20 protein-coding genes and 2 pseudogenes are annotated in these 26,100 nt (G+C 61.3%); 14 read left to right on the top strand and 8 right to left on the bottom strand.

What is annotated here, in order from left to right; genetic code table 11:
* A pseudogene (locus IHE30_RS12485) lies at positions 1-118 on the bottom strand (integrase core domain-containing protein); the annotation flags it as partial.
* Between the two features lie 354 nt (positions 119-472).
* On the opposite strand from IHE30_RS12485, the gene IHE30_RS12480 reads away from it, so the two are divergent.
* From IHE30_RS12480 to IHE30_RS12465, 4 genes are all read left to right on the top strand, one after another.
* The gene (locus tag IHE30_RS12480; protein ID WP_337691022.1) at positions 473-1,849 is read left to right on the top strand and encodes a hypothetical protein; all 1,377 of its coding nucleotides are present in this window, start codon (positions 473-475) and stop codon (positions 1,847-1,849) included.
* Positions 1,850-2,218: 369 nt separating this feature from the next.
* Positions 2,219-6,082, top strand: coding sequence for an amino acid adenylation domain-containing protein (locus tag IHE30_RS12475; protein WP_337691021.1), 3,864 nt, complete (start codon positions 2,219-2,221; stop codon positions 6,080-6,082).
* A gap of 336 nt (positions 6,083-6,418) precedes the next feature.
* Positions 6,419-7,915, top strand: coding sequence for a glycerol kinase GlpK (glpK, locus tag IHE30_RS12470; RefSeq protein WP_337691020.1), 1,497 nt, complete (start codon positions 6,419-6,421; stop codon positions 7,913-7,915).
* A 21-nt stretch (positions 7,916-7,936) separates the two neighbouring features.
* Entirely contained in the window at positions 7,937-8,647 is a 711-nt protein-coding gene (locus tag IHE30_RS12465) for an MIP/aquaporin family protein (RefSeq protein ID WP_337691018.1), read from the top strand.
* A gap of 351 nt (positions 8,648-8,998) precedes the next feature.
* Here IHE30_RS12465 and IHE30_RS12460 read toward each other — a convergent pair whose 3' ends face one another.
* Both IHE30_RS12460 and IHE30_RS12455 read right to left on the bottom strand, forming a co-directional pair.
* Positions 8,999-9,199, bottom strand: coding sequence for a hypothetical protein (locus IHE30_RS12460; RefSeq protein ID WP_337691017.1), 201 nt, complete (start codon positions 9,197-9,199; stop codon positions 8,999-9,001).
* 512 nt (positions 9,200-9,711) lie between these two features.
* A complete protein-coding gene (locus IHE30_RS12455; RefSeq protein ID WP_337691016.1) occupies positions 9,712-10,914 on the bottom strand; it encodes a metallophosphoesterase in 1,203 nt (400 codons plus the stop codon).
* A gap of 103 nt (positions 10,915-11,017) precedes the next feature.
* Between IHE30_RS12455 and IHE30_RS12450 the strand changes: the two genes are divergently transcribed.
* The 4 genes from IHE30_RS12450 (at position 11,018) to IHE30_RS12435 (ending at position 15,221) form a co-directional block, all read left to right on the top strand.
* Positions 11,018-11,167, top strand: a complete 150-nt coding sequence (locus IHE30_RS12450; protein ID WP_337691015.1) for a hypothetical protein — start codon at positions 11,018-11,020, stop codon at positions 11,165-11,167.
* A 28-nt stretch (positions 11,168-11,195) separates the two neighbouring features.
* Entirely contained in the window at positions 11,196-11,489 is a 294-nt protein-coding gene (locus IHE30_RS12445; RefSeq protein ID WP_337691014.1) for a GNAT family protein, read from the top strand.
* A 281-nt stretch (positions 11,490-11,770) separates the two neighbouring features.
* On the top strand, positions 11,771-12,832 hold the full coding sequence (gene waaC, locus IHE30_RS12440; protein ID WP_337691012.1) for a lipopolysaccharide heptosyltransferase I: 1,062 nt from the start codon (positions 11,771-11,773) through the stop codon (positions 12,830-12,832).
* A gap of 1,159 nt (positions 12,833-13,991) precedes the next feature.
* On the top strand, positions 13,992-15,221 hold the full coding sequence (locus IHE30_RS12435; protein ID WP_443193664.1) for an F-box domain-containing protein: 1,230 nt from the start codon (positions 13,992-13,994) through the stop codon (positions 15,219-15,221).
* Between the two features lie 192 nt (positions 15,222-15,413).
* Here IHE30_RS12435 and IHE30_RS12430 read toward each other — a convergent pair.
* Positions 15,414-15,773, bottom strand: a pseudogene (locus IHE30_RS12430) (helix-turn-helix domain-containing protein); the annotation flags it as partial.
* Positions 15,774-16,279: 506 nt separating this feature from the next.
* On the opposite strand from IHE30_RS12430, the gene hpnI reads away from it, so the two are divergent.
* From hpnI to IHE30_RS12410, 4 genes are all read left to right on the top strand, one after another.
* Positions 16,280-17,506 carry a bacteriohopanetetrol glucosamine biosynthesis glycosyltransferase HpnI gene (hpnI, locus tag IHE30_RS12425; RefSeq protein WP_337691008.1) on the top strand — a complete coding sequence of 409 codons (1,227 nt, stop codon included), beginning with the start codon at positions 16,280-16,282 and terminating at the stop codon, positions 17,504-17,506.
* A gap of 86 nt (positions 17,507-17,592) precedes the next feature.
* Positions 17,593-19,014, top strand: coding sequence for a hopanoid biosynthesis associated radical SAM protein HpnJ (gene hpnJ / locus IHE30_RS12420; RefSeq protein WP_337691006.1), 1,422 nt, complete (start codon positions 17,593-17,595; stop codon positions 19,012-19,014).
* Positions 19,011-19,868, top strand: coding sequence for a hopanoid biosynthesis-associated protein HpnK (hpnK, locus tag IHE30_RS12415; protein WP_337691004.1), 858 nt, complete (start codon positions 19,011-19,013; stop codon positions 19,866-19,868). Before hpnJ ends, hpnK begins: the two co-directional genes overlap by 4 nt.
* Positions 19,865-20,926: a lysylphosphatidylglycerol synthase domain-containing protein gene (locus IHE30_RS12410; protein WP_337691002.1), complete on the top strand. Its 1,062-nt coding sequence runs from the start codon at positions 19,865-19,867 to the stop codon at positions 20,924-20,926. Before hpnK ends, IHE30_RS12410 begins: the two co-directional genes overlap by 4 nt.
* 11 nt (positions 20,927-20,937) lie before the next feature.
* On the opposite strand, the gene IHE30_RS12405 is transcribed toward IHE30_RS12410, so the two are convergent.
* Together IHE30_RS12405 and IHE30_RS12400 are read right to left on the bottom strand one after the other, a co-directional pair.
* Positions 20,938-21,297, bottom strand: a complete 360-nt coding sequence (locus tag IHE30_RS12405; RefSeq protein WP_337691001.1) for a DUF3564 family protein — start codon at positions 21,295-21,297, stop codon at positions 20,938-20,940.
* Positions 21,298-21,384: 87 nt separating this feature from the next.
* Positions 21,385-21,693 (bottom strand): DUF1488 domain-containing protein, encoded by a 309-nt coding sequence (locus IHE30_RS12400; RefSeq protein WP_337691000.1) that lies wholly within the window; start codon positions 21,691-21,693, stop codon positions 21,385-21,387.
* 1,155 nt (positions 21,694-22,848) lie between these two features.
* Here IHE30_RS12400 and IHE30_RS12395 point away from each other — a divergent pair.
* Positions 22,849-23,454, top strand: a complete 606-nt coding sequence (locus IHE30_RS12395) for a hypothetical protein (RefSeq protein WP_337690999.1) — start codon at positions 22,849-22,851, stop codon at positions 23,452-23,454.
* Between the two features lie 20 nt (positions 23,455-23,474).
* Positions 23,475-23,651 (top strand): hypothetical protein, encoded by a 177-nt coding sequence (locus IHE30_RS12390; RefSeq protein WP_337690998.1) that lies wholly within the window; start codon positions 23,475-23,477, stop codon positions 23,649-23,651.
* Positions 23,652-23,968: 317 nt separating this feature from the next.
* On the opposite strand, the gene IHE30_RS12385 is transcribed toward IHE30_RS12390, so the two are convergent.
* Together IHE30_RS12385 and ahpF are read right to left on the bottom strand one after the other, a co-directional pair.
* Positions 23,969-24,343, bottom strand: coding sequence for a hypothetical protein (locus IHE30_RS12385; protein ID WP_337690996.1), 375 nt, complete (start codon positions 24,341-24,343; stop codon positions 23,969-23,971).
* A 115-nt stretch (positions 24,344-24,458) separates the two neighbouring features.
* Entirely contained in the window at positions 24,459-26,060 is a 1,602-nt protein-coding gene (gene ahpF / locus IHE30_RS12380) for an alkyl hydroperoxide reductase subunit F (protein WP_337690994.1), read from the bottom strand.
* Positions 26,061-26,100: the final 40 nt, after the last annotated feature.

Raw genomic sequence — 26,100 nt, 5'->3', positions numbered from 1 at the left:
ATGTGCGTTCAGCCATGGCTCACGCAAGTGCCCGTTGAACGACTCGTTCTTCGCGTTATTGGTCGGCTTGCCGGGACATGAGAAGTCGATTCTTGACGCCGTTCTCGTACGCCCACCTGGAATGCAATCTGTTCTTCAGTATATTGGCTCTTCTTTACGACATGGTCTTTTGCTTGCCAAGGCATGCATCATGCTGGATTTTTCTACTTTGGAATGGCCCAGTTTTTTGAGTTAGCTTCAACAACAACCCCTGGGCCGAAACGATCTTACATGCTACGCACATTGAGTGATTACTCGGCCGATGTCCCCTGTTGTTGGCAGCTTGCATCGCCCGCTTGTCATGCCGCGGCTTATCCGCCGGCTTGTGTTACCCGCCAAAAACCTCGCGCTTGTAACGTATCGCTGCGCGCCTGCGCCCACTTTTCGCTAGCCTGCTGCGTAACCTCGCGACGCGTGGCGTCTTCTTGACTTCTTGCTGGGCTTGCCAATGGACTTCGATCTGAATGCCGCTTTAAACGACTATCAGGCCTATATCTGCGCGTTAGAGGCTCGCCCGACACCCGCTGCGTCGGCGCCCCCACCGCCGCAGCTGCTCAGCGCCGCATGGGCCAACCCATCATCCAAGCGGCTCACCACCTACCAGGACCTGCCGAGCGAAGTCATCGCACGCATTGGTGACTACGTGCCCGTCCAAGACGTGATGTCGTTTGCCACCGTCGATCGGCGCACCTATTATGCGATGCAGACCAGGCGCCTCGTTCACAGCTATTGGCAACGGGCGAAACAGGCGGTGAGTCATGAGTCAATCAGCCAGTTGCTCGATGAGATGGACGGCACGCTCGCCAATCCAGCGCAGCACGTTGAGCCCATGGAGGCCCTGTGCCAGCGGCTGCAAGCATTACACAGCGCAGATCGCGGCGATGTGTTCAAGCGTTTATTCGCAGCCGCGCAGCGTATCCCGCAAGACGGCGTGCAGATACAAAAAGCGCTGTTGCTCATGCACCGAGCTTTCACCTATGAGCGTGAATGGATGGAACTGTTTGACTTTGCCTACGCGCTGGCCGAACAGCGCGAGCCCGGGCAAGACAATGTGTGGCCGGAACTGGCGCTTGGGCTGTCGAATTTCTCAATCGATACACCCGAGACTCCTGAGTTTGCTCAGTGGTATGACGCGATTCTGGCACGGCTGCCGTCGTTGAGCGTAGCCGAGCAAGCGCAAATCATTCCCACATTAACCCTTTTACTAGATAAATTTAGTCAAGCAGACCCGCGCATCCCTGAACTCTATACGCTCTTACACGACTACGCGTTACGCCTGTCCCCCTCTCATCAAGGCGCATCGGTCGGCGCGTTGGCAAGCTACGTGTGGCAATTGCCGGAAGCGGAACAATCCGCGCGGTATGTGCAGATGCGCGATTGGGCGCTGTCGCTGCCCGACGACCAGTGGGGGGTCGCGCTGCAGCGTTTGCCTGAAGGACTGGGTAGTTTTTCACCTAAGCGACAAGCGCAGGAGCTGGCGTTGCTGGAGCGCTATTTGGGGCGCGTGCCGACGGCGCAGCGCACGCAAGCAGCAGTCGGGTTAATTAGAAGTATCTATTTCATCAATGACACGCTAGCCAAGCGGGGATGGCAGCAGGGGCTGAGTCTACTGAACGGGGCGAGTGAAGCTGCTTTATGGGAGGTACTGAGCGAGCTTCGGGCCAATGGGGTGCTATGGCGCCGGAACAATCGCCAATGGAAAGTGGCAATGGGTGAAATCATGCGCTTTATGAAAGCCAATCAGTTTTCCAAACCCGCTCAGGCGCGCATCCAAGACAGGGCGGCCTGGCTTAGAAGCTGGCCAGATTAACGGTCACAGCAGCTCCAGCACATCAATCGTTGGGCAATTTCGCTGCATCGAGGCGGCGGGTATCGACATCCTGGAAAACGAAGATTGACTAAAGTAATCGGTAAACGCATGACGCTGAACGCGGCACTGTTGAGCGGTGTCGCTGACTGCCTGAGATAACTTGATGTCAATCCGCGATGCACCGATCGTTCGCCTAATCTAAGTGGCAGATTGACACCAATCTGTGTCCGAAATTGGATGCGGTGTTTCGCTATTTCGCTCATCACGGCGCATCGAATGGGCGGCTCTATTGATCTCCTCTTGCAATATTTTGCATTTAGCTTCGGTTGCTAGCCAAACCCGCGGCAGCCGCGGGCTTGGAGATTATCGATGGACGCCCCACTCAGTCAGAGCACTTATCCGTTGACCAGCGCGCAGTCAGAAATTTGGCTCGCTCAATTGATTCATCCGGACAGCCCGATATACAACGTCGCCCAATACACCGCGATCCGCGGTCCACTTGACGTTGCATTGTTCGAGGCGGCTTTGCGGCAGGTCGTCGAGGAAACGCATAGCCTGCGTGTGCAGTTCGTCGAGGTCGATGGCCAGATCAGGCAATACGTTGCGTCGCCGCACTGGGAATTGCAACTCGTCGATATGAGCGAGGAGGCCGATCCATGGGGCGCCGCGCACGCGTGGATGCGCGCTGACTATGAGCGCGCCCTCGACCTGACGGGCACGGGACTGTTTCGCAATGCGCTGCTGCGTGTGTTCCCCAATGAAGTTTGGTGGTACGAACGCCATCATCATGTGATATTAGATGGCTATTCCGTTGCCCTGCTCACGCAGCGTGTCGCGCACGTCTATACTGCCATGTGCGCCGGCGTTGACCCGGATCCGCCGTTCGCCGCCCTGTCGGATCTGCTGGCGCGCGATCTTCAGTATCGGGGCTCATCGCAATGGGTACTCGATGAAGCCTATTGGCTCGAGTATTGTGCGCATTGGCCCGTGCCGGTCACATTCGCTACCCAGCCGGCGCCCGCGTTGCAGCATCGGCTTAGATATGAGCGCCAGTTGTCCAGCCCCGCGGTACGGCGCTACGCCACGGACAGCAGGCGGTTCGCGCAGTTTCTAACAGCGGCCTTCGCAGCCTGCCTGCATCGGTTGACTGGCGCGCAAGAGGTGGTGCTGGGCTTGCCCGTGGCGGCCCGCTTCGGTGAAGACAAGCGCATTCCGGGCTCGTTGACGAATATCATTCCGCTACGTTTCAGCGTGCGGCCGGACATGGACCTGTCGACGCTGATGGAGCAGGCGGCGCAGCACATTCAACATGGCTTGCGTCATCAGCGCTATCCGAAGGAAGCGCTGCGCCGCCAACTCCAGTTGTCGCCCGGGCATCCATTGCTCGGTCCACTGGTCAATGTCATGTCGTTTCACGACTTAACCATGGGACCGTGTCGGGCCAGCTATCACAACTTGGTGAGCGGACCCGCGCAAGACATCACGATGGCGGTGTACGCGATGTCGAACGATCAGCCGCTGCAGTTGCAGTTCGACGTCAACCCGGCTAGCTATAAGAACGACGCGTTCGTCGCGCATTTGGACCGCCTGATCCGATTTATCGAGCGGGCCGCCGCTGAGCCTGCACAGTCCATTGGCCGCCTCAATCTGCTCGATGCCGAAGAGCGGCACCGCTTGCTGGACCAATGGAACGCGACGGCGCGCGTGTATCCGGCCAGCCAATGCGTACACCGCTTGTTCGAGGCGCAGGTCATGCAGCAGCCGGATCAGGTCGCGCTGGTGTGTGGGACGCGGACGATTCGGTATGCTGAACTGAATGCACGGGCCAACCGCCTCGCGCACCAGCTCATTGCGCTTGGCGTGCGACCCGACATGCGCGTTGCCGTCTGCATGGAGCGCTCGGCGGCGATGGTCGTGGGGTTGCTGGCCATTTTGAAGGCGGGCGGCGCCTATCTGCCGCTGGATCCGGCCTATTCGAATACGCGCCTCACGCACATCCTCAACGATGCGGCCCCCGTGGTGATGTTGACCGATGCCGCGGGCCGGGCAGCACTGGGCGAGGACGCGCTCGCGCCGCTTGTCGTGATCGATCCCGAGGACGTTCAACACGGGATAGAAACCAATCCGGCCGTACCCGGCTTGAGGGCGCATCACCTTGCCTACGTTATCTATACGTCGGGCTCGACTGGCACACCCAAGGGCGTGATGGTCGAGCATCGCAATCTGGTCAATCTCTGTACCTGGCATAACGAGACTTTCGATGTGCGGCTCGGCACACGTAGCTCGGTCACCGCGGGCGTGGCGTTCGATGCGTGTGCGTGGGAGATCTGGCCGGGCTTGCTCGGCGGCGGCACACTATTTATCCCGCCCGGCACGGTGCGCAACGATATTTCCGCGCTGCTGCATTGGTGGCGGCAGCAGCCGTTAGATGTGGCGTTCCTCGTCACGCCGTTGGCCGCCATGGCGTTGACCGAGAATTTGCTGCCGTCCGGGCTACGCTATCTGCTGACCGGCGGGGATCGTTTCCCTGCGTTGACGCGGTCTCTGCCCAATGGCCTTACGCTGGTCAATCAGTACGGTCCGACCGAGACGACCGTGGTCGCCACGTCGGGGCGGCTGAGCGCCGACGACGACCCGCCGCCGATCGGTCGCCCGATTGCCAACACCCGAGTCTATGTGTTGGATGAGCAACGCAATCCTGTTCCGCAGGGCGTGGTCGGCGAGCTGTACATCGGCGGCGCCGGGGTGGCGCGTGGCTACCTGAACCGGCCAGATCTCACCGCCCAGCGCTTTCTGCCCGATCCGTTCTGCGCCGAGGCCGGCGCGCGACTGTACCGGACCGGCGACCTGGTCCGCTACCTGCCCGACGGCAATCTGGTGTTCGTTGCCCGCAACGACAATCAGGTCAAGATCCGCGGATTCCGCATCGAGCCCGCGGAGATTGAAGCGTGCCTGGCCAAGCATCCTCTGGTGCGCGAGGCTGTCGTGGTCGCGGTGGGCGACGGAGCGGACAAGCGGCTCATCGCGTATGTTGTGGCCGATCCCAGCGAATCGTTGCCGGCCACGCTGCGCGCGCATGTGGCAGGCGCGTTGCCGGACTATATGGTGCCAAGCGCATTTTTGAGGCTCGATGCGTTTGCCCTTACGCCGAACGGCAAGATCGACCGGCGGGCGTTGCCGGCGCCCGACAGCGACGCTTTCGTGCTGCAGACCTATGAGGCGCCCCAGGGCGATTTCGAAGCCGCGCTCGCCGCCTTATGGGCTGAATTGCTTGGCGTGCGACGTATCGGGCGTCACGATGATTTCTTCGCACTCGGCGGGCATTCGTTGCTGGCTCTGCAAATGACACAACGTTGCCGTGCCACGTTGGGCGTGACCATCCCGGTGCATGAGCTATTCAGCCGGCCGAGCATCGCGGCACTGAGTCAAGCCGTGCTTGCGCCCTCAGCCGCGCCGCACGAGTCCTTCCCGGTGCTGGTGCCGATCCGGGTGCCGATTGCGCGTGCCCCGCTTTTTTGCATCCATCCTGTCAGCGGGCTCAGTTGGCACTACCGGAGCCTGGCTTCCCACCTGTCGCCCGAGCAGCCAGTCTACGGCATCCAGGCCCGCGGCTTCGATGACCCTTCGTCGTTGGCAACGAGCATTGACGCGATGGCGCTCGACTATATCCAGCAGATGCGGCGCATCCAGCCAGACGGGCCTTACTATCTGCTGGGATGGTCACTGGGCGGCAATATCGCGCACAGCATGGCGACGCAACTCGAGCAGCAAGGGCAGCGTATCGCGCTGCTGGCGGTGCTGGACAGCATGCCTGACCATCGCTGGCGGGGCGACGGTTTCCAGCCAGAATGGGATGCAAATTATATCAGGTCGCTGGCTCGGTACGATGCGGGTCTCGGGGCGGCCGGCGGGGCTGGCTACCCGCTGGAAAGAACGCGGGCGGTCATGCGTAACAATTATTCCCTCGTGAAGACCTTTGCGCCGCGGATTTATTGCGCAGATATGCTCTTTTTCCGGGCCACGATACCGGGCGACGGGTCTTCGGTGCTCATCGCGCCGGATGTCTGGCGTCCCTATGTGCTGGGGAATATCGAGACCCATGACATCGCGTGCACGCACGACGATATGGACCGGCCGGGTCCGTCGGCGGAAATCGGCCGCGTGCTGCGAGAAAAGCTCGATCAACTGCACGGCGCGCCGCCGCAGGCGCGCGGACGGATGGTAGCAGCCTGAACGTTGGCATCGCATCCCACTATCGGACGCGGTGCCATTGGATGTCCGCCAGTAAGGGGGCATGCCGCATGGCACGGTATGCGCCCGTGTTTTTAGATAGAATTGAGACTTTAACCTAATTAGGCGTTGTCAACCAAGGGTTTTCCCGAATTTGTTCGAAAACAGACTTTACATTTGCGATTTAGAACATTAAATTTCGCGCAGCGATGTAGTGGGCGTTATGACGGGATTGAATGTTCAAAAAAGAACATGATGGCCGGACTGCCTCGCCTCGCGCGGCACTGCACTGTACAGACGGTGCAGCGTTCAACAACGGCCAAACCGACGGAGACAGTCATGGAAGGCAAGTACGTCCTGGCGCTGGACCAGGGCACCACCAGCTCGCGCGCGATCGTGTTCGACCGCGGGGGCAATATCGTATCGACTGCTCAAAAGGAATTCCGCCAAATCTACCCTCAACCGGGCTGGGTTGAGCACAATCCGCAGGAAATCTGGTCGACCCAGGCGGGCGTCGCCGCCGAAGCCGTCGTGCGCGCGGGACTGAACGGTGGGTCGATCCACGCATTGGGGATCACGAATCAACGCGAGACGACAATTGTATGGGACCGGGATACTGGGCTGCCGGTTTATAACGCCATCGTCTGGCAGGACCGGCGCACCGCCGATTTTTGTGCCGAACTCAAGGCACGCGGGCTTGAAGGTGCGGTTCGCGCGAAGACCGGCTTGCCGATCGATGCTTATTTTTCTGCGACGAAGATCCGCTGGATCTTGGACAACGTCGCCGGCGCGCGCGAGCGCGCGAAGCAGGGCAAGCTCGCGTTCGGCACGGTGGATAGCTGGCTGATCTGGAATTTCACGCGTCACAATACGCACGCGACGGACGTGACCAATGCGTCCCGCACGATGCTGTTCAATATCCATACGCTGGACTGGGACGACGAATTACTCGCCGAACTGGATATTCCGCGTAGCATGATGCCGCAGGTCAAGCCGTCCTCGGGGCTGTACGACGCGACGAAGACCACCGTGTTTGCGTCGCGGATTCCGATCGCCGGCGTGGCGGGCGATCAGCATGCCGCGCTGTTCGGACAAATGTGCATCACGCCCGGCATGGTCAAGAATACGTATGGCACGGGCTGCTTCCTGGTGATGAACACCGGCGACAAGCCGATTGAGTCGCGCAACAACCTCGTGACGACGATTGCCTGGCAGATCGACGGCAAGACCACCTATGCGCTGGAAGGCAGCATCTTCATCGGCGGCGCCGTGGTGCAATGGCTGCGCGACGGGCTGGGGATTATCAAGCAGGCGGCCGATATCGAGGCGTTGGCCGCCTCCGTGCCGCACAGCGATGGTGTGTTCCTGGTGCCGGCCTTCGCGGGCCTGGGCGCGCCGCATTGGAATCCGCACGCACGCGGCACATTGTTCGGCGCCACGCGGGGTACCACGGCCGCGCACATTGCCCGCGCTGCGCTGGACAGCATTGCACATCAATCGTTTGACGTGCTCAAGGCAATGGAGGCCGATGCAGGTCAGCCAATCACCGAGCTGCGCGTCGATGGGGGCGCGGTCGAAAACAATCTGCTGATGCAATTCCAGGCGGACCTCCTCGGCGTGGACGTGGTGCGCCCGCGCGTGACGGAGACCACCGCGCTGGGCGCCGCCTATCTCGCGGGACTGGCGACTGGATACTGGGACGGCATCGACGAGGTCCGCGACCAGTGGCAGCTGGACCGGCGCTTCACGCCGGCGCTGGAGTCGGAGGAGATGGCGCGGCACAGGGCCGGCTGGCAGCGCGCGGTGTCCGCCGCGATGATGTGGGCGGCAGCCTGATTGGCGATAACGGAGATGATCATGACCCATGCATTGAGCGCGGAATTCATCGGGACTGCCCTGTTGGTCTTGCTCGGCGACGGCGTCGTCGCCAATGTCATCCTAGCGCGCACGAAGGGCCACAATAGCGGGCTAGTCGTAATTGCGATAGGCTGGGCAATGGCTGTATTCGTGGGCATCGTCTGCTCGGCCGCCTATAGCGGCGCGCACCTGAATCCGGCCGTGTCTGTGGCGCTCGCCGTCGCCGGCAAGTTCGCGTGGGCCAAGGTGCCGGCCTATGCGGCCGCGCAAATGCTCGGCGGCATGCTTGGCGCGTTCTTGGTCTGGCTTGTTTATCGTAAGCACTTTGAGTCGACGGATTGTCCGGACACGAAGCTTGCCGTGTTCTGCACGGGTCCGGCGATTCGCAATACGCTGGGCAACCTCACGTCAGAGATCGTCGCTACATTCGTGCTCGTGTACGCGGTGCTGCACATGGCCGCGCCGGCTGTGGGCCTGGGCGCGATCAACGCGCTGCCAGTCGCATTACTGGTGCTGGGCATCGGTGTGTCGCTTGGTGGCACAACCGGCTATGCGATGAACCCGGCGCGGGACCTGAGCCCACGGATTATGCATGCACTGCTGCCCATACCGGGCAAGCGCGACAGCGACTGGGGCTACGCGTGGGTGCCGGTCGCCGGCTCGTTGATCGGCGGTGTGCTGGCGGCAGTGGTTTGCGTGCTCCAGGGATAGAGCAGGGCCGCCTTCCGCTCAGTTGAGCATTCGAGGGCGCCCGCACGCTATCACTCTATCAATAGAATTCTGTGCCGGTGTCCGCCGGCACAGCCGCGCCTGACGGCCCGGCACGCCGTGCTGCGCGGTTGGCCAGGCCGCTCATCTCGACGCATCCATGCGTGCCGGTCCCCATGTTCGAGAGGCCAGCCACCGCCTATCCCAGCAACAGCTTGGACACCCAAGCGATCGGCGTGGTGGCCGTGGCCTGCTGGGGCGTGTCTATCGTTGACACGCGGGCCGTCACCGCGATCCGCGGATCAGCGCCTTTGCGCCCCGCTGCGCACTGCGACCGAGCCGTCATGCGCCGTGTCATCCGCTTTGGCGTGTCCCCGGTGGGGGCGTCGCTGGGCATTTTTCGTGCCGTTCATGATCCACTTCAGTGCGCACTGCTTCTGCAAAACGTTCCAGGGCGGTGACCGAGCCGTGCACGCTTTGATACTGTTCGCGCCCGATCTTCCCGTCGAGCGTCACGAAAAAGCCGGACTTTTTTGCAAGTTCGAGGATGTCCATCCTGCTACAAGCCTCCATCCCAAATACTGCCGTTTTCGATCGCTGTCACGCATGCGACCGGCGTATGCCCACGCTACCTCATGCTTCCATGCTACACGCTTACCGGCGCAGCGATGGAACGATTGGTGCGTTCCCCTGCCAGCAACGGCCTAGATACGCCGCTTGCCCGAGCGCGTCGAACGACCTGTGGCGAAATAACTGTTGCGGGAATCGTGCCTGCTCGCCCAGTCAATGTGACTGTGGTGACGGCGGGCATGCCGCACGGCGCATGACCCGGGTCGGGTACCCGCCCGTAGAAACGCTCACGTCCTCGAGCGAATGGACCGTGCTGTTGTGAAAAATGCCTTACGCAGTGCAACATTGCGCAACATCGGGGCCTTAAAAGGCTGCAATATTCGTCTTGCCTCATCAAGTTTTGTCCTAATGGTGCGCAAGCGGTGACGCCGGCCGGCCGGCCAGCCAGCAAGCGGGCGGGGCAAGTGCCCGCGGTAGCGTCTGCAGCGTAGTGCGCACTAGCGAGCGACACTCGAGCTAGGTGGGGCGGGAACGCGCGAGCCGGCGTGTGCCGGGACCAGCCGCACCAGCGTAATCTCTGACGGTGCGCCAATGCGCTTCGGCGGCCCCCAATACCCGGTGCCGCGACTCGTGTAGACCCATAGCTGCGACAGCCGATGCAGGCCGGCGGTAAACGGCTGTTGCAGCCGCACGAAGCAATTCCATGGGAAGAACTGACCGCCATGCGTATGCCCGGATAACTGCAGCGTATAGCCTGCTTGCACGGCCGCCGACGCGGTACGCGGCTGGTGGGCCAGCAGGATCCTCACGGCGGCGTGCGGCGGTGCACCGCGCAGCGCACCGGCCGGATCGCTGGCATGCGCGGCGTCGAAGTGACCCGCCGAATAGTCCGTGACGCCGGCCACCACGACGCATGCCGTACCGTGGCCGATCACCACGTGCCGGTTCATCAGCACGGTTAGGCCAAGCCGCTCGAACTCGTCGATCCAAGCGTGCGCACCGGAGTAATATTCGTGATTACCGGTGACCAGGAATACGCCGTGCCGCGCGTGTAGCTGTCCCAGCGGCCGGGTATGGGGCGCCAGTTGCTCGACGCGGCCATCGACAATATCTCCGGTGATCGCGATCAGGTCCGGCCGCAGTGCATTGACCGCCTCGACGATCGCCTCAACATAGCCGCGCTTGATGGTTGGCCCGACATGGATGTCGCTGATCTGCGCGATTGTGAAGCCGTCCAATGCGTTCGGCAGTCCGTCAATCGGGATCTCGACGGTCACCACGCCTGCACGCCGGCGTGCATTGACAAAGCCCGCGAACGAGGCCAGCAACGCAAGCGTGGGCACGACGGGTGCCGAATCGCGCTGCCATTGCTCAAGCGGCCAGTGTGCCGCGAGCGCGGCATCGAGCACATGCACGACGAGCAGTGCAACGTCGCGCGCGAACGTGAGCACGAGCAATGACGAGAAGAATCCCATGGCCAGCATGCCCGCCCACGCAAGCCAGTCGGAAAGCGGCTGTCGTTCGATTGCCTGCGCCAGCATCCCGAATAGAATCAATATGACGGACAGGCCCAGGCACGCGACTGCCGCGTCGCGCACGGCGGGGCCGCCTGGCAGTACCGGCACCAAGCGCACGCCGACGTAGAGATGCATCAAAATACCGATCGCGATGATCCGGATTAGAAAACTATAGCGTCGCATGAAATCCTTTCTTGGTAGGCCGCCTGCGCGATGGCTGCGCGGGTGCATGGCCATTCTAGCGGTAGATTCACATACGGCGCCCGACCGGCTCAGGAGAATCGCAATGGAATCCTGGATTCAACCCGTGACGCTGAGCGGACGGGCGATCGTGCTCGAGCTGCTCAGCCTCGACCACGTTGACGCATTGAAGGAGGCCGTCACCGACCGCCGGCGATGGGAGTTGTGGGCGTCGAGGCGCTGCATCGACGCCTGAAATCGGTGCGACGTGGTATCTGCGCACCATGGTGAAGTGGTATCAGTGCATCGCGGTAAATACGAAGGCGAAGCTGCTGTTGCTCACCCATGCGCTTGAGCGGCTTGATGCGATTGCGGTCGAATTCTGCACCCGTTACATGAGCACCGCGGCGCGGGCGGCAATCCTACGATTAGGTGCGAAGCAGGACGGCCTCTTGCGCAATTACCCGATCGTGGCTGACGGCAGCTATCGCGATACGGTGGTGCTCTCGATTTTGGAGTCCGAATGGCCGGCGGTGCGCAACAATTTGTGTGTCTGGCTGCAGCGCGATCCTGCATAGTGATCACGCGACGGGTCTGTCGACGCCGTTTCCAGTCACGCAGTAAAATGCGAACGTGGTTAGCGCTCGCGCCGGCCGACAAAACGCCTGTGACGGCGCGCTACCAGCGCGTGTTTGTTCGGCGACTCTTTTATTTTCGCTACTATTGGCTACTACTGGATAGCAACCGATAAGGTTGAGCAGCGTTTCATGGCAATGTGCACAGGCACAATAGAGGCTGGCGGCGCCAGGCCTGCCGCGTCTGTTTCCTGCAACAACAAGGGCCTCGCTCACAATAATCGATGAAACGTATTCTCGTGGTCAAAGTCACGTCGCTTGGCGACATTGTGCAGGCGCAACCCGTTGTCTGGGACCTGCGACGCGCCTTTCCTGAAGCCCGGATCGATTGGGCGGCGGACGAGGCGTTTGCCGACGTGGTCCGCTGGAATCCGGGCGTCGACCGCGTGTTGTGCGCGCCGCTGCGACGCTTCAAGAAAGCGCGGAATTGGGACGATCTGCGCGCCATCATCGCGTCGATCCGCACATTGCGTAGCGAGCACTATGATCTGGTGCTCGATATTCACGGTGTCTACAAAAGCGCGATCATTGCATTCATTGCCCGGTCGCGACGGCGTTATGGCTACTGCCGCGAGAACCTTGGCGAGGCAGGGGCGGCATTCGCGTATACCGACCGGTTTGACCGGCGGAATTCGTCGAATGCGTGGTATGCAATGCGCCGCAGTGTCGGCGATGCACTCGGCTATTCGGTCGAGGGACGTCCGCATTTTGGCCTGAAGCTGCCGCCGGCGTCGCCGCTGTCGGCGATCGGCGGTCCGGGGCGGTGCGCCATGCTGTTCCACGCGACATCAGCCGATGTAAAAAAGTGGCCGGCTGGGCATTGGATTGACGTGGCCCGGGCCTTGACTGCGCAAGGACTGCAAGTCCTATTGCCATGGGGCTCGGAGCGGGAGCGCGACGAAGCATGCCGGATTGCCGCGGGTGTGCCGCAGGCTCAGGTATTGCCCAAGCTCACGGTGACAGAGTGTGCGCAGTTCATCGACGCATCGGAACTCGTGGTCGGCGTGGACACCGGATTCGTGCATCTTGCCTATGCACTCGACAAGCCGACCGTGATGATCTTTACCGCGACTTCGCGTTTGCATTTCGGCATCGACATACCGGGTCGCGCCAGCTCAGTTGGGGACGAAGGGCGTCCGCCCGCCGTGCACGATGTGCTGGCTGCAATTAATTCGGTGTACCCGCGCGGGGCTGCAAGCCCCGTTTCCACTGGTTCCCGTGTCGAATCGGTCGTGGCCGTGAAGGCGCGTCCGACGATCGTCCCGTTCCGGCATGAGGCAGCTTGACCGTGCTGACGCCGCACGGCGGGAGCCCGGGCCGACGCGCGGCCCTCGTCGATACGCCGGGCAAAGGAACTGTCACGGGTGAATGGATTGAGAAGCGCGGCATCACGACCTGGTCCGCGCGTTGAGTGCGCAGGCGCGTCATGCGTGGGCGTAGTCCGTGGTGGCTGGGCTCGCACTGGCATAGCCTGCGATGACGTGGCAGGCGATGGTAATTGCCACAGCGGATACGGCAGCGTGCGCCCGGGGTCGGTCATCGTCTGATCGATGACGTTTTCCACGTCGGCCGTCTCGCGTAGCGCCGATAGAAAGCGTGTACGCTCGAAGTCCGGTGCGACGCAGCCTTGAACGTAGATGAAGCGCCGTTGTAACACCAGCCACAATGCCGTGTGCGTTGGTCAAGCGGTGAATGGCGCGATGCTGGCTAAGCGCCGCTGCACGCTGAGTGCGATTTCGGCGCCGTAGGCATAGCTGTTGGGCAACCGGCAGCGTCCTTCGGTCCAGCAGGTATTGCCTCTCTCATGTGAGAGTGCGTGTCTTCCAACCATTCCTGCTTCATCTGCATCGGTCTGGACAGTACCGAACAATCCGCGACGGCGTGGCGCACCTGGAAGACAGGGTCATTGTTGCGCAACGCCACCCCGATGGCACCGCATATACGCCATGCAACGGGCATGTGGAAAAGGAACTAGGCGGACGCGTCATAAGTGCGGGTGGATCAAATGCGCGATTGCGCCCCGCGCGGCTGATGCGCACCGAGTGAACGAATATGAACTGGCGCAGCTGTTCGATAAACCGACGACTGTGTGCCGTCATGGCTTGACCCGAGGCCTTAGCCGACCACGCGTTATTCGCCAAAAATCCAGCGATTGCGGCGCATGATTATGTTTATCCGCCCGCTTTCATCTACTTTACGGCGCAGCATCGCTTTGCGCTGCGTATATCTGACTTCTTGCTGAGCTTGCGAATGGACTTTGATCTGAATACCAATTTAAACAACCATCCAGCCTACATCTGCACGGTTGAGGCATGCTCGCAACCCGCCGCGTTAGCGCTATCGCCATTGAAGCCGTCAAGCAGTGCTTTGGCTAACACGTTGGCCAGCCGGCCCACGACATACCAGGATCTGCCAGCCGAAATTCTCCAACAAGTGGCCGATTACATGCCCCCCGACGACATCGGTAATCTGTCAGCTGTGAACAGCCAGACCTATCATGCGCTGCAAGAAAGGCGACTGAGCTGGCTTTGTCGCCAACGCATTGCCGATGTCGGTGCGCTGGATCGCACGTCGGTACAACAGTTGTTGACCGAAATTGAGCGTATTGGCACTGGCTCCCTGCGCGCTGAATTGCTTCAGGCGCTGTGGCAACGAGCAAGAAGGCAGTACATAGTGAAACCCGAGGTATTCATAGCGATCTTCCAAGCTGCAGGCCGTGTGCCAAAGCAAGGCTTGCAGGTACAAAAAGACATGATCGGGACCATACGTGGGATTCCGATCCAGTATCAGCGCAATCTGTATAGGTTCGTGTATGCAGACGCCGAAAGACGCTCTCCTGAACAGGGCAGCACCTGGGGCGCCGTTGCATCGGTGATGCCAATCTACGGCCGTACACCACCGGAAAACTTGTGGCTTGACGCACCGCAGATTGAAAGCGAGTATCGAGCCCTTTTAAGCCGGCTACCTGCGTTGGACACGTCTGGACAGGCCGAACTGATAACGGCATTAGTCGAAGTGCTAGGCGCATTTTCCTTATCTTCTCCCTCTAGCTATTATGCTTATTATCGTTATGATCTTGCGAGTGCAACGATTATTGAATTGTACGAAACACTGTTCCAATGGATGCAACGCCTGCCAGCGTCGCATCGGGGGGCGCCGATCGGCGCACTAACTGATCGAGTATCGATGCTGCCAGAGACACAAAGGTTAGTGTATTTGAACCATCTGCGGCATTTGACGCTGTCACTGCCGGATCATCAATTAGGCAACGTGTTACGCTACTTGCCGGGCGCGTTAATGATGCAGCTACCGCCAGATCAACATGCGCATGAGCTTGCGCTGCTCGAACCCGCCCTTGAGCGCGTGCTGCCCGCACAGCGCGGATTAGCAGCGCTCGGGCTGCTCGATGAAACATCGCGGTTGGACGATGCACTGTTAAAGCAGGTATGGAAGCGTGCGATGCGTTTGCTCGACGGCAGCAATGGACCCAGCATAGTGGAAGTGTTCTACGATATTCACTTACGGATTGGACTGAAACTCAATAACCAGCAATGGGAGGCCGCAAGAACTGAAATTAAGGCCTTCTTCGGGCGCAACCAGTTCGATCAGGCCACTCGCAATGAGTTGCTGAACTCCCTGAATTATTGTTGGTTCCGTATGTATCAAACACCGTAAACTAGCCCGCGCGGCACAACACCCAAACATCGTCGCGCCGGCGTGCGGCGTCTATCACGGCGGCGCGGCGGAGTGCACGCGACTGGCAATCCTCGCTCGGATCGACTCGGTCGCGATGCACGATGCCGGCGATGGTGCGGCGCACGAACGGTGAGCTGGCCGAGTCACTGACCGCTGCCCGCGCCGTATGGGCCGCATGATCCCCAAATCGTGGCGCAGCCAGATGCTACGGACACCCTGTGGCGAAACGGACAGGGCATGCCGCTTGAGGACTTCGTTGGTGATCCGAATCTGGCCGTAGGCAGACAATTCTAGCGCCAGTTCGACCACGGCGGCCTCGACCTGCGGGTCCACGCGGTTCTTGAGCAGCGGCCGGTGATGGGAAATCTCCTGCAACGCGGCCTCGCCGCCTCGATCGTACAGTCCCTTAAATCGGTAGAAGCTGTCGTGCGAGTCACCCATCACGCGACAGGCCTGGCTGACGTTGCCCAGTTGCCGCGCCAACTCGAGCATGCCGACCTTGGCGCGGATGACCTTCTGTTCCTGAGTCATGGCGGACGCCTTGCTGTTAGCGGCGCGCATTGCCGCTACGGGCTACGCCCTGAGCGCCAATGCGCGCCAGCATGAAAAACCAACCACTGTCAGTTTTAGTCTAGTTCACTGCAAATCAGCTCTACCCCGCCGGCGCTTGCCCAGGCCCACAAGATGACGAAGGGACTTTGTGTAGTTGTGTGCGAGGTTGTGATTTTCGTCAAGACGCGGTTGCTGCCATCACATCGAGTCGTTATCATCCAGGACTCACCTTTGAGCCTGGCGCGCCAACGGACGTGCGTGGGGGTGAAACCGGGAGCTGCGGCAGAGGCTGGAAAACGCGGCATCCGGTCGGTAGCGCGGGTGAACGCGCACGTCATCAGAATACTGCGTACACTCGATGCACCAGAAAATAGCCTTTCATATTACTTTCAGTTTATTACTTTAGCGTTGCCCGCCCGACTTGGATTGGCAACAATGAACGAAAACGGCGTATGCCCCCAAGGTGGCATGCGTCATACTGTGTGATGGCAGCCACCGCAAATCTCACGTCCTGGTTAATCGTGACCGTTGCCGCCATGGCGACGTTGTACGCCGTGGTCGCCGCGGCGGCGTCGCTGCGCAGGCGTCAACCCTCGTATCCGGCACGGCTGAATGCGCCAGGCGCGCCGCTTGCGCCGGTCAGCGTGCTCAAGCCGCTATGTGGGCTAGAGCCGCGGCTGTTTGAGAATCTCGCGACATTCTGCGAGCAGGATCATCCGTGCTTCGAATTGCTTTGCGGCGTCCACTCCCCGAACGATCCGGCGATTGCGGTCGTCGAGCGGCTGCAAGCGGCTTATCCGGCATGCGACATCCGACTGTGTGTCGATCCGCACGTGCATGGCAGCAATCTGAAGGTCAGTAATCTGATCAACCTGGCTGCACAAGCCCGCTACGATACGATTGTCCTGGCCGACAGCGATATCGCGGTGCAGCCGCATTACTTGGCCTCGGTGTGTGCGCCGCTGGCCGATCCGGCTGTGGGCGTGGTCACGTGTCTGTACCGGGCGCACGGCGTCGGTCCGTGGTGGACGCGGCTCGGCGCGATGTTCGTCAACGACTGGTTCGCGCCGTCGGTGCGGGTCGCGCATGCTGGCGGATCGACCCGCTTCGGTTTCGGCTCGACGCTGGCGCTGCGGCGGCAGACCCTTGATACAATTGGCGGTTTCCAAAGGTTGAAGAACTGCCTCGCGGACGATTATTGGTTGGCCGAACACGCACGCGAAATTGGGCTCGCGACGGTGCTGTCCGACATCACCGTGTCCACCGACGTCGCAGAGTCGCATTTTGGTGCACTGTGGCGGCGTGAAACGCGTTGGTTGCGCACGATCCGCTCGATCAATCCGTTCGGTTTCAGCTTCCTGTTTGTCACGTTCACGTCACCGTGGCTGATCGCGGCTGCGGCACTCGCGCTGGCCCGGCCCGCGTCCCAGACGCTGTTGAGCGGCGTGGCCGCGGCGCTGGCCGGCATCGGCTTGTTCGCGCGGCTGGTGCTGCACTGGCGAGGCGTGTGCATCACCGGCGAAGTGGCTCGGGACCACGACGCGCGCACCGTGCACCCCTTCCTGCGCGATGTGCCGCTGGTGCCGTTGCGGGACACGTTGTTATTGGGCCAATGGTTGACCGCTGCGGTCGGCTCGCACGTAGACTGGCGCGGCTCGCGCGTGCCGCTGGTCGGCACGCCATTGCCGTCGCGCAACCGCGAGTCGCTGTAGCGGCGTGCGCCCCGACCAATCGAGATCACGGCTGTTTTGGGGAACGGGGTGCGGCGTTCATCGCACATTGCGGAGCATTCGACTAAATGAAGACTCTTTTCTTGCAGGTTCCGTCGTTTGACGGTTTTGATGGCGGTGCCGGATCACGATATCAGGCCAAGCGCGAAATACGCTCATTCTGGTACCCGACATGGCTCGCGCAGCCCGCCGCGATGGTGCCAGGCAGCCGCGTGCTCGACGCGCCGGCTGACGGCCTATCGGTCGAGGCGACGCTGGATATCGCGCAAGGCTACGATCTGGTCGTGATCCACACGAGCACGCCGTCATTTCCGACCGACGCGCTGTTTGCGCAGAAGCTCAAGGAGCACAAGCCGTCGGTGATGATTGGCATGGTTGGCGCGAAAGTGGCAGTCGATCCGCATGGCTCGCTCGGCGCGAGTGCGGCGATCGATTGGGTCGGCCGCGAGGAGTTCGACTATACGTGCAAGGAAGTGGCCGAAGGCCGGCCGTTGAAGGACGTCACTGGCCTGTCGTATCGGCTGACTGACGGCTCGATCGAGCACAATCCGCCGCGGCCGATGATCGAGAACATGGACGAGTTGCCGTTCGTGGCGCCCGTCTACAAGCGCGACCTGAAGATCGACAACTATTTCATTGGCTACCTGAAGCATCCATACGTGTCGATCTATACTGGCCGTGGCTGCCGCTCGCGCTGCACGTTTTGCCTGTGGCCGCAAACGGTCGGCGGGCATCGCTATCGGGTACGCTCGGTCGAGAACGTGTTAGCAGAAGTGAAGTGGATTCGCGACAACATGCCTGAAGTCAAGGAGATCATGTTCGATGACGACACGTTCACCGACTTCAAGCCGCGCGTGGAGGCAATCGCGCGCGGGCTCGGCAAGCTCGGTGTCACATGGTCATGCAATGCCAAGGCGAACGTGCCGTATTCGACGTTGAAGATCATGAAGGAGAACGGCTTGCGGCTGTTGCTGGTCGGCTACGAGTCCGGCGACGATCAGATCTTGCTGAACATCAAGAAGGGATTGCGCACGGATATCGCACGCCGTTTCAGTGAGGACTGCCGCAAGCTGGGCATCAAGATTCACGGCACGTTCATCCTCGGCCTACCCGGGGAAACGCGCGAGACGATTCAAAAAACCATTGCGTATGCAAAGGAAATCAACCCGCATACGATCCAGGTGTCGCTGGCCGCGCCGTATCCTGGGACAACGCTGTATAAGCAGGCCGTTGAAAACGGTTGGCTAGAGGAAAACAAGGTCATCAACCTGGTCAGCCACGAGGGCGTGCAGCTGGCGGCGATCGGCTACCCGCACCTGTCGCGCGAGGACATCTATCACGGCCTCGAGGAGTTCTATAAGCGGTTCTATTTCCGGCCGTCAAAGATTTGGGAGATCGTGCGGGAGATGCTGACGAGCTGGGAAATGATGAAGCGCCGGCTGCGCGAGGGGGGCGAGTTCTTCCGCTTCCTGCGAGCCCACGAGGCGTGACCCAGTCGCCGGCTCGCGCATTGATCGTCACCGCCGACGACTTTGGGCTGCATCCGCGCGTGAACGAGGCGGTTGAGCGCGCGCATCGCGATGGCATTCTGAGTGCGGCGAGCCTGATGGTGGCCGCGCCAGCTGCGCGCGATGCGCTCGAGCGCGCGCGCCGGATGCCGTCGCTGCGTGTCGGCTTGCATCTGGTGCTGGCCGACGGCAATGCGATGCTGCCGCGTGAGCGCATCGCGTCCCTGGTCGACGCACGCGGCCGGTTTGGCGAGGCGATGGCGCGCGATGGGGCTCGGTTCTTTTTCCTGCCGCATGTGCGCCGGCAGCTGGCCCGCGAGATCCGCGCGCAGTTCGATGCGTTCGCTGCAACTGGCTTGACGCTGGACCACGTCAATACGCACAAGCATTTCCACCTGCATCCGACCGTCTTGTCGCTGATCGTTGAAATCGGTCGCGATTATGGCATGCACGCGATGCGGCTGCCGCGAGAGGTTGACGCGCCGCTGCTGCTGCGGCCGTGGATCGCGCTGGTCAAGTCGCGGCTACGGCGTGCCGGGATTGCGCACAACGACTACGTCGTGGGCATGGCCCGCAGTGGCCAGATGGACGAGGCCGCGCTGCTCGCGGCTGTCGCGCATCTGCCGCCCGGGGTCAGCGAGATCTACTTGCATCCGGCCGTGCCGGGCGAGGGAGCCATCACGTCGTCAATGCGTGATTACCGCCATGCGGACGAACTCGATGCACTGCTATCGCCGCGTGTTGCCGCGGCGTTGGTAGTGGCGAACGTGCGGCGCGGCGGTTTTCGCGATGTGCTGTCGGCCCGGTCCGGCGCGAATCGCGAGGCGCTCGCATGAAGCTGCTGCGCGCACTGAGCTGGCCCCTGGGCATCGCGATCTTCGTCGCGCTGCTGTGGCGTGAGGGCGTGCATGACGTGAGGCAGCCGCTATCGCAGGCGGGCTTTGCGTTGTTATGGCTAGTGCCGTTTCACGTCGTGCCGCTTGCATTCGATGCGCAAGCATGGCGAATTCTGTTGGAGCGGCGCGCGTCGCTGCCGTTCCTGACCTGGGCGGCGACCGTGCGCGAAGCCGTGTCCCGGATGCTGCCGTCCGCGGGCATCGGCGGTGAACTGGTCGGTATCCGGCTGGCCGCGTGGCGCGTCAACGATTCGAGCTTGGTGGCCGCGTCGGTGGTTGTCGAGGTGCTGACCACGATCGCGGTCCAGTACGTGTTCTCGGCGCTGGGCATCGTGCTGATCTTCCTGCAGGCTTCGCACCACGGTTCGCTGACCCCGATTGTCGCCGGCCTCGTGTTGTCGTTGCCGATACCGTTCGTGTGCGCGGTGTTGTTGCGACGCGGTGGCTTGTTCGACAAGCTCGACCGTTTCGCGAAACGACTGTTCGGAGCCGGTCACCGGTTGCTGGCCGGCGTCGATGGCGCGGCATTGGATCGCCGCATCGACGCGATGCTCACGCGTGGGGCGACGTTGGCGTCAGCGTTCGCTTGGCAACTGGCTGGCTACATAATCGGCGCGCTGGAAACGTATTGGGCATTGGCGCTGCTTGGTCGTCCCGTATCGATCGGCGCGGCGCTGGCCATCGAGGCGCTGACCCAGGCGGTACGCCACGCGGCGTTCATCGTGCCGGCCGGTCTCGGTGTGCAAGAGGCGGCGGTGCTCGTGCTGGCGCAGATGCTGGGGGTCGATGCGGCGACCGCGATGTCGCTGGCGGTGACCAAGCGCATGCGCGAGGTCGTGTTCAGCGGCCTCGCGCTCGCTTCATGGCAACTTGCGGAGTCCTGGCGTGCGCACCGGGCTATCGGCGAGCCATTGCGCCGTCGTTGGCGGGTGCTGAGACGCCTACGACTGCGGACGCGCCGTACTGCCGCGGCTTCTGTGCCGTTGGGGCGTCGCTGACGCGAGCCGTGTTAGTGGCGCAATGCGCTGTGCTCGGCCGGTTTGACGTCGCGCTCGATCGGCTCCAGGTGCCAGCGGCTGTCCATGGGCTCACCGTTGCGGGTGCTGACCCAGGCCGCGGCGCCATGCTCGATTGCGGCGCGCACGCCGCGCCCAAAGCGCAAGCCGTGCAGCGTGCACAGCGGGGCGTTTTCCTCGGGGCCACACAGCAGCATGGTATCGTCCTCGTCGCGCCGCCGCCCCCGCGATGGCAGATCGATGCCACTGTGCGATTCACGTGACCAGACGCGCTCATCGATATCAGGCCACCACACCGCGAAGTCGTCGCGAGCCTGCGGGTTGCTACCGTTAACTAGGATTGTCAAGTGCATCGTGTGCTCCTCGCGATTGGCGGGGACGCTGTCTGATTTCAGCCGTGACCGGTGAACCGACGTAACCAACGTGATAGAAGCGCGGCTTTAGCCACGCTGTGTTGCGCGCGCCGCTTCGCGGCATTGCTCAAAGCGCAGGTAGCCGCTACGCAACACGATCTCGTTGGAATCCGAACCCTGAATCACGTTGCGTGCGGCATGCTCGATCGCCGAGCGGTGCCGGTTGAACGCCGCCAATAGGTCGCCTGGATTAGGCGACTGCGCGCCGAAATGGTCCTCTAGTGCTTCTGCCGAGATCGAGCAATCGACTTGCCGGTTATCGACCTTCGCGGTGAACCCAACGGTCAGATTCCAGCCGCGGAATGCCGGCGGGGTATTGACGAAAGTGATCTCCATGAAAGGCTCCCACGTGGCGCGGACGGAGGTGGTGCGCACGGCCGCGCGACGGCGCATCACCTGGGGCTGGGCGCTCTGCCGGCCCCTGTTTGATTGATCGTAGCTGCTGGTGCGAGAAAAGCAAGAAAATCAATAACTGATATCACCTCGACGACGGGAGCCGGTTGCGGTGGGTGCGCGGGCTCCACCACGCACGCGGCCAGCGCGGCGGGTACGGCTGCGACGAGCACGAGCGCGCGCAGGTGCTAAATTGCCGGGGCATAGCACACGCTGACGCACCCGGGTTGTTGCGCAAGTCGACGATCCTTCCGTTGAGCGTGACGCAGGCATGCGCCCGACATCCCAAAGGTGAGAATATTCGGGATAGGGGGGTGGGATTTCGATGCGACGCAGCGGCGGGTGCCTCAAAGGTGAGGATTTTCGGGAGTGGCGTGCAACCCGCACCCGGTCAAGCTATGCCGGTCCGATCCATCGCGCACCAGCGACCGCAGTGCGCGGCGCATACCGGCAAAGCCGGATCCGCGGCGCGCGGTGATCGTGCGTTCGCGACGAGCCGGTTGTACGCGTCCACAATCGTTGTTTTTGGCACCTGCAGGGTGTGGGCCATCACGCGAATCGACGGCAGGTGCTTTGCTGCCATGAGATGGCATCAATATCGGGTATGCCGCGCATGCTGTCTCCTGCAGGGGAGATGCCGGTTAACGATTGATTGGCAGCGGAGCAACGTTAAAGGTGGATGACGTGCTGGTCGAAAAGATGTTTATACGGATTTTCCGCAAGCGTGATCGTCGTGCTGACCAGGCGATTACGTAATTACGTATCTTGCCCATCGTTTAAGCGGTCTCTAACCTATCCCACAAAGAAGCAAGCATATGCTGTCGCTATCCTGTGACGCAGTGCCGCAGGACTATTGGCCGCATCTTCGATATTGTTGTTTTGACAACGATGTTATATATATTAATTAAGCTACCTAATTAATATATATAGGCTTGCCGAGACTTCGCGAATATAGCTCTTAGATCGCCATCCTGGCTATTGATTGATGTGCGCGGACCTAACCTGATTGGGCACTGACTGACGTTGTTGAATAGGTGCGCGTTGCATTTCCGCCAAGTCAGATGCCTTTGTTTAACAGTTCAATTAGTGAGGCTCCCCATGCAAGTCAATACGATCAGTCCAGGCTCACCGCAGGTGGATTCCTTGTCGTTTCACAATGAGCTGAATACACGTAGCGAAGTCGCGGAACAGGGGCGGGCACGTGCCGGTTCAAAGCCAGAGGGCGTGCTGGCTGAACTGCCTGCGCTCCCATGTCGCACGTCGATGGCAAGGCGCAGAAACGTGACGAGCCAGGCCGCTTTTTTTGCCCAGCATCCTGAAGCGAAGTATTATCCTCCTGCAGTGCAGCAGATCAGTGGCCTATTGGAGAAACAGAACATCGGCATATCGGATCGTGCGCATGACGGGGTCATTGCGAATATGGAAGGGTTGTGCTCCGGTACGCAAACCCATACGGGGGCGCATCTGGTCGAAAGCAGGGTATTCGGACGCGATGCCATTGAACATTTCAAATCGGGTGAGACGTACCTTGCTGTGGTAAATTGCTTTGGGTCTTTAATCAATGGCGTGGCATCGATGACAGTCGGACCGGCGCATGATTTCGACGATGCCCGACGGTCGTCGGATCCTCAACGAGCCGCTCGTGCGTATGCCAGCATCGGTTGGGACTTTGAAACACTGCCGTCGCCGACACCGCGTGATTGACGTGGGTCATCGCGGGCGTCATGGATGACCAATATGTCCGGCTACACTCCCAGGGCGTCGCACGTTGCTGGCTGGCCATGTTCCGAATTCTGCAGACGGGCCGGCCCGGTGTGGCATCCCTGGTTGCAGGCGGCTATGGCCGGCGCTACATCGGCATCCGCCAGTTGGATACCCAGACCGTCAATTTTTGTGAATGATCGGTGACCCGGCCTCCAACAATCTATCGGTCAGCCATTGCATCACGGTCGGCGTTATCGTGACGTCCAACAACGCGCCGGGGCATCCGTGTACGCGCTTCAGCCGGCCGATATGAATCCGTGCAGATACGAGGCCTTGCAACCAATATGCAAGGCGGTGGGAGGGCGACATCTGGGACGGAGCGGTCATGCGGGACATCAGCACGAGCCGAACAGGAAGGGCCGGCAAGTTCATCCTAATGTGGCGTAATGACGCAGCCCAGCAAATTACGCAGCTCGGCACGTGTGCGCCACCACGCCTGCCCCGCTATCGTGGCCTAGAACTGCTGCGGCGGATTGCGCTGCAGCCATTCTCGCGGTGCGCTCTCCGGTAGCATGAAGTCGATATGAGGCAGGCTATCGAGCCGACCGTCGAACCTCGCATTCGCTTCGGCGGTAAACAATCCGTCCAGATAGTCGAAGCTCAGCTTCGGAACAAGGGCACGCAGCGCCGACTGCGGATCCGGATGTGGGCCGGTGTCGATTGCATCGACATCGAGGTGAATCGCGCAGTGGCCGTCGTGCCGGTGTTCGATGGCGCCAATATCGATCAGCTTGCCCACTGCGTTCTGCGCCAGCACGCGCTTTTCCGCCGCGAACAGCCGGAACGGGCGGTCGAATTGAGGCAACGTCGGATCCGGGATACGGGTCATGTCGGTTCTCCATTTTGTGCGCGTGGTCGCTGCGCCCTATGGCGCCGACGCGTTTGCACCGGGATTGCTCGCAAGGCGCGTGCCGCACGTGGCGGCCCGCCGCCACGTGCGCGAACTACGCCGTACCGCTGTGAAGGGGCCGCGCGGTGACCGGCTCGGTCACCACCGGGTCGGCATGACGGATCAGGTGGTCGAACGCGCCGAGTGACGCTTTCGCTCCTTCACCAATGGCGATCACGATCTGCTTGAATGGCACCGTGGTCACGTCGCCGGCAGCGAACACCCCCGGTACCGACGTCGCCCCCTTGGCATCGACGACGATTTCGCCGTGCGTTGACAACTCGACCGTGCCCTTCAGCCACTCGGTATTGGGCACCAGGCCAATTTGCACGAACACACCCGCCAGTTCAATGTGTTGCGATTCGCCTGTGCGAAGATCCCGGTACGTCAGCCCGTCTACCTTGCTGCCGTCGCCCGTGATGCGGACGGTTTGTGCCTGCGTGATCACCGTGACGTTGGGCAGGCTGTGCAATTTGCGCTGCAACACCGCGTCGGCGCGCAACCGGGGACCGTATTCGAGCAGCGTGACATGACTGACAATGCCCGCCAAGTCGATGGCCGCTTCGACGCCCGAATTGCCGCCTCCCACGACGGCGACGCGCTTGCCCTTAAAGAGGGGGCCGTCACAGTGCGGACAATAGGCGACACCGCGGTTGCGATATGCTCGCTCGCCCGGCACGTCAATCTCGCGCCAGCGCGCGCCGGTGGCGAGGATGACAGCTTTCGCCTTCAGCACTGCGCCGCTGGCGAGGCGCACCTGATGTACGGGGCCGGGAATAAGGGCTTCGGCCCGTTGCGTATCCATGATGTCGACGTCGTACTGGGTCACGTGCTGTTCGAGTGCCGTGGCGAACTTGGGTCCTTCGGTCTCTTGCACCGACACGAAATTCTCAATTGCCAGTGTATCGAGTACCTGCCCGCCGAAGCGTTCGGCCACCACCCCCGTGGCGATTCCCTTGCGCGCGGCGTAGATAGCGGCGGCTGCGCCTGCCGGTCCGCCGCCGACAACCAGTACGTCGAACACTGGCTTGTCCTGTAGTGCCTGCGCTGCGCGCGCGCTCGCGCCGCTATCCAGTTTGGCAAGGATATCCTTGATGCCGCTACGCCCTTGGCCGAAGCGTTCGCCGTTCAGGAACATTGTGGGTACCGACATGATTTGCCGGGCTTGGACTTCATCCTGGAACAGCGCGCCATCGATCGCGACATGACGGATGCGTGGATTGATCAATGCCATCAAGTTGAGCGCTTGCACGACTTCCGGGCAGTTTTGGCAGGACAGCGAAAAAAATGTTTCGAACCGGTAGTCCCCGTCCAATTCACGGATTTGCTGGATCAGTGCATCGTCGAGCTTCAATGGGTGTCCGCCGGTCTGCAGCAACGCAAGCACCAGCGACGTAAACTCGTGGCCGAGCGGGATGCCTGCAAAGCGGATGCCGCTGGGCTTGCCTGGCTCGCCAATCGAGAACGACGGCTTGCGCGGTTCCTCGTCGCGCCGCACATTGACACGGATGTGGCCGGACAGCGACGCAATATCGTCGAGCAAGGCGAGCAGTTCGCGCGACTTGTCGCTGTCGTCGACCGATGCGACGATTTCGATTGGTCGGTTGACCTTTTCTAGGTACGTTTTGAGTTGATTCTTCAAGGTTGCGTCGAGCATGTCAGTTCCAGTTGGGTACGTATTGGGTGCGTATTGGGTG

It is taken from the genome of Mycetohabitans sp. B46, assembly GCF_037389205.1.
In the GTDB taxonomy this organism is placed as follows: Bacteria; Pseudomonadota; Gammaproteobacteria; order Burkholderiales; family Burkholderiaceae; genus Mycetohabitans.
This window is presented reverse-complemented; position numbering and strand designations above follow the sequence as displayed.

What these genes read in the sequence shown, in the direction of transcription:
- IHE30_RS12435 (WP_443193664.1), top strand. Translation starts at nt 13,992, where the DNA reads ATGCCCCCCGACGACATCGGTAATCTGTCAGCTGTGAACAGCCAGACC.
- IHE30_RS12390 (WP_337690998.1), top strand. Translation starts at nt 23,475, where the DNA reads ATGGATGACCAATATGTCCGGCTACACTCCCAGGGCGTCGCACGTTGC.
- IHE30_RS12475 (WP_337691021.1), top strand. Translation starts at nt 2,219, where the DNA reads ATGGACGCCCCACTCAGTCAGAGCACTTATCCGTTGACCAGCGCGCAG.
- IHE30_RS12460 (WP_337691017.1), bottom strand. Translation starts at nt 9,199, where the DNA reads ATGGACATCCTCGAACTTGCAAAAAAGTCCGGCTTTTTCGTGACGCTC.
- IHE30_RS12385 (WP_337690996.1), bottom strand. Translation starts at nt 24,343, where the DNA reads ATGACCCGTATCCCGGATCCGACGTTGCCTCAATTCGACCGCCCGTTC.
- IHE30_RS12445 (WP_337691014.1), top strand. Translation starts at nt 11,196, where the DNA reads ATGGTGAAGTGGTATCAGTGCATCGCGGTAAATACGAAGGCGAAGCTG.
- hpnI (WP_337691008.1), top strand. Translation starts at nt 16,280, where the DNA reads ATGGCAGCCACCGCAAATCTCACGTCCTGGTTAATCGTGACCGTTGCC.
- IHE30_RS12455 (WP_337691016.1), bottom strand. Translation starts at nt 10,914, where the DNA reads ATGCGACGCTATAGTTTTCTAATCCGGATCATCGCGATCGGTATTTTG.
- ahpF (WP_337690994.1), bottom strand. Translation starts at nt 26,060, where the DNA reads ATGCTCGACGCAACCTTGAAGAATCAACTCAAAACGTACCTAGAAAAG.
- IHE30_RS12465 (WP_337691018.1), top strand. Translation starts at nt 7,937, where the DNA reads ATGACCCATGCATTGAGCGCGGAATTCATCGGGACTGCCCTGTTGGTC.
- waaC (WP_337691012.1), top strand. Translation starts at nt 11,771, where the DNA reads ATGAAACGTATTCTCGTGGTCAAAGTCACGTCGCTTGGCGACATTGTG.
- hpnJ (WP_337691006.1), top strand. Translation starts at nt 17,593, where the DNA reads ATGAAGACTCTTTTCTTGCAGGTTCCGTCGTTTGACGGTTTTGATGGC.
- IHE30_RS12395 (WP_337690999.1), top strand. Translation starts at nt 22,849, where the DNA reads ATGCAAGTCAATACGATCAGTCCAGGCTCACCGCAGGTGGATTCCTTG.
- IHE30_RS12450 (WP_337691015.1), top strand. Translation starts at nt 11,018, where the DNA reads ATGGAATCCTGGATTCAACCCGTGACGCTGAGCGGACGGGCGATCGTG.
- IHE30_RS12405 (WP_337691001.1), bottom strand. Translation starts at nt 21,297, where the DNA reads ATGCACTTGACAATCCTAGTTAACGGTAGCAACCCGCAGGCTCGCGAC.
- IHE30_RS12400 (WP_337691000.1), bottom strand. Translation starts at nt 21,693, where the DNA reads ATGGAGATCACTTTCGTCAATACCCCGCCGGCATTCCGCGGCTGGAAT.
- glpK (WP_337691020.1), top strand. Translation starts at nt 6,419, where the DNA reads ATGGAAGGCAAGTACGTCCTGGCGCTGGACCAGGGCACCACCAGCTCG.
- IHE30_RS12410 (WP_337691002.1), top strand. Translation starts at nt 19,865, where the DNA reads ATGAAGCTGCTGCGCGCACTGAGCTGGCCCCTGGGCATCGCGATCTTC.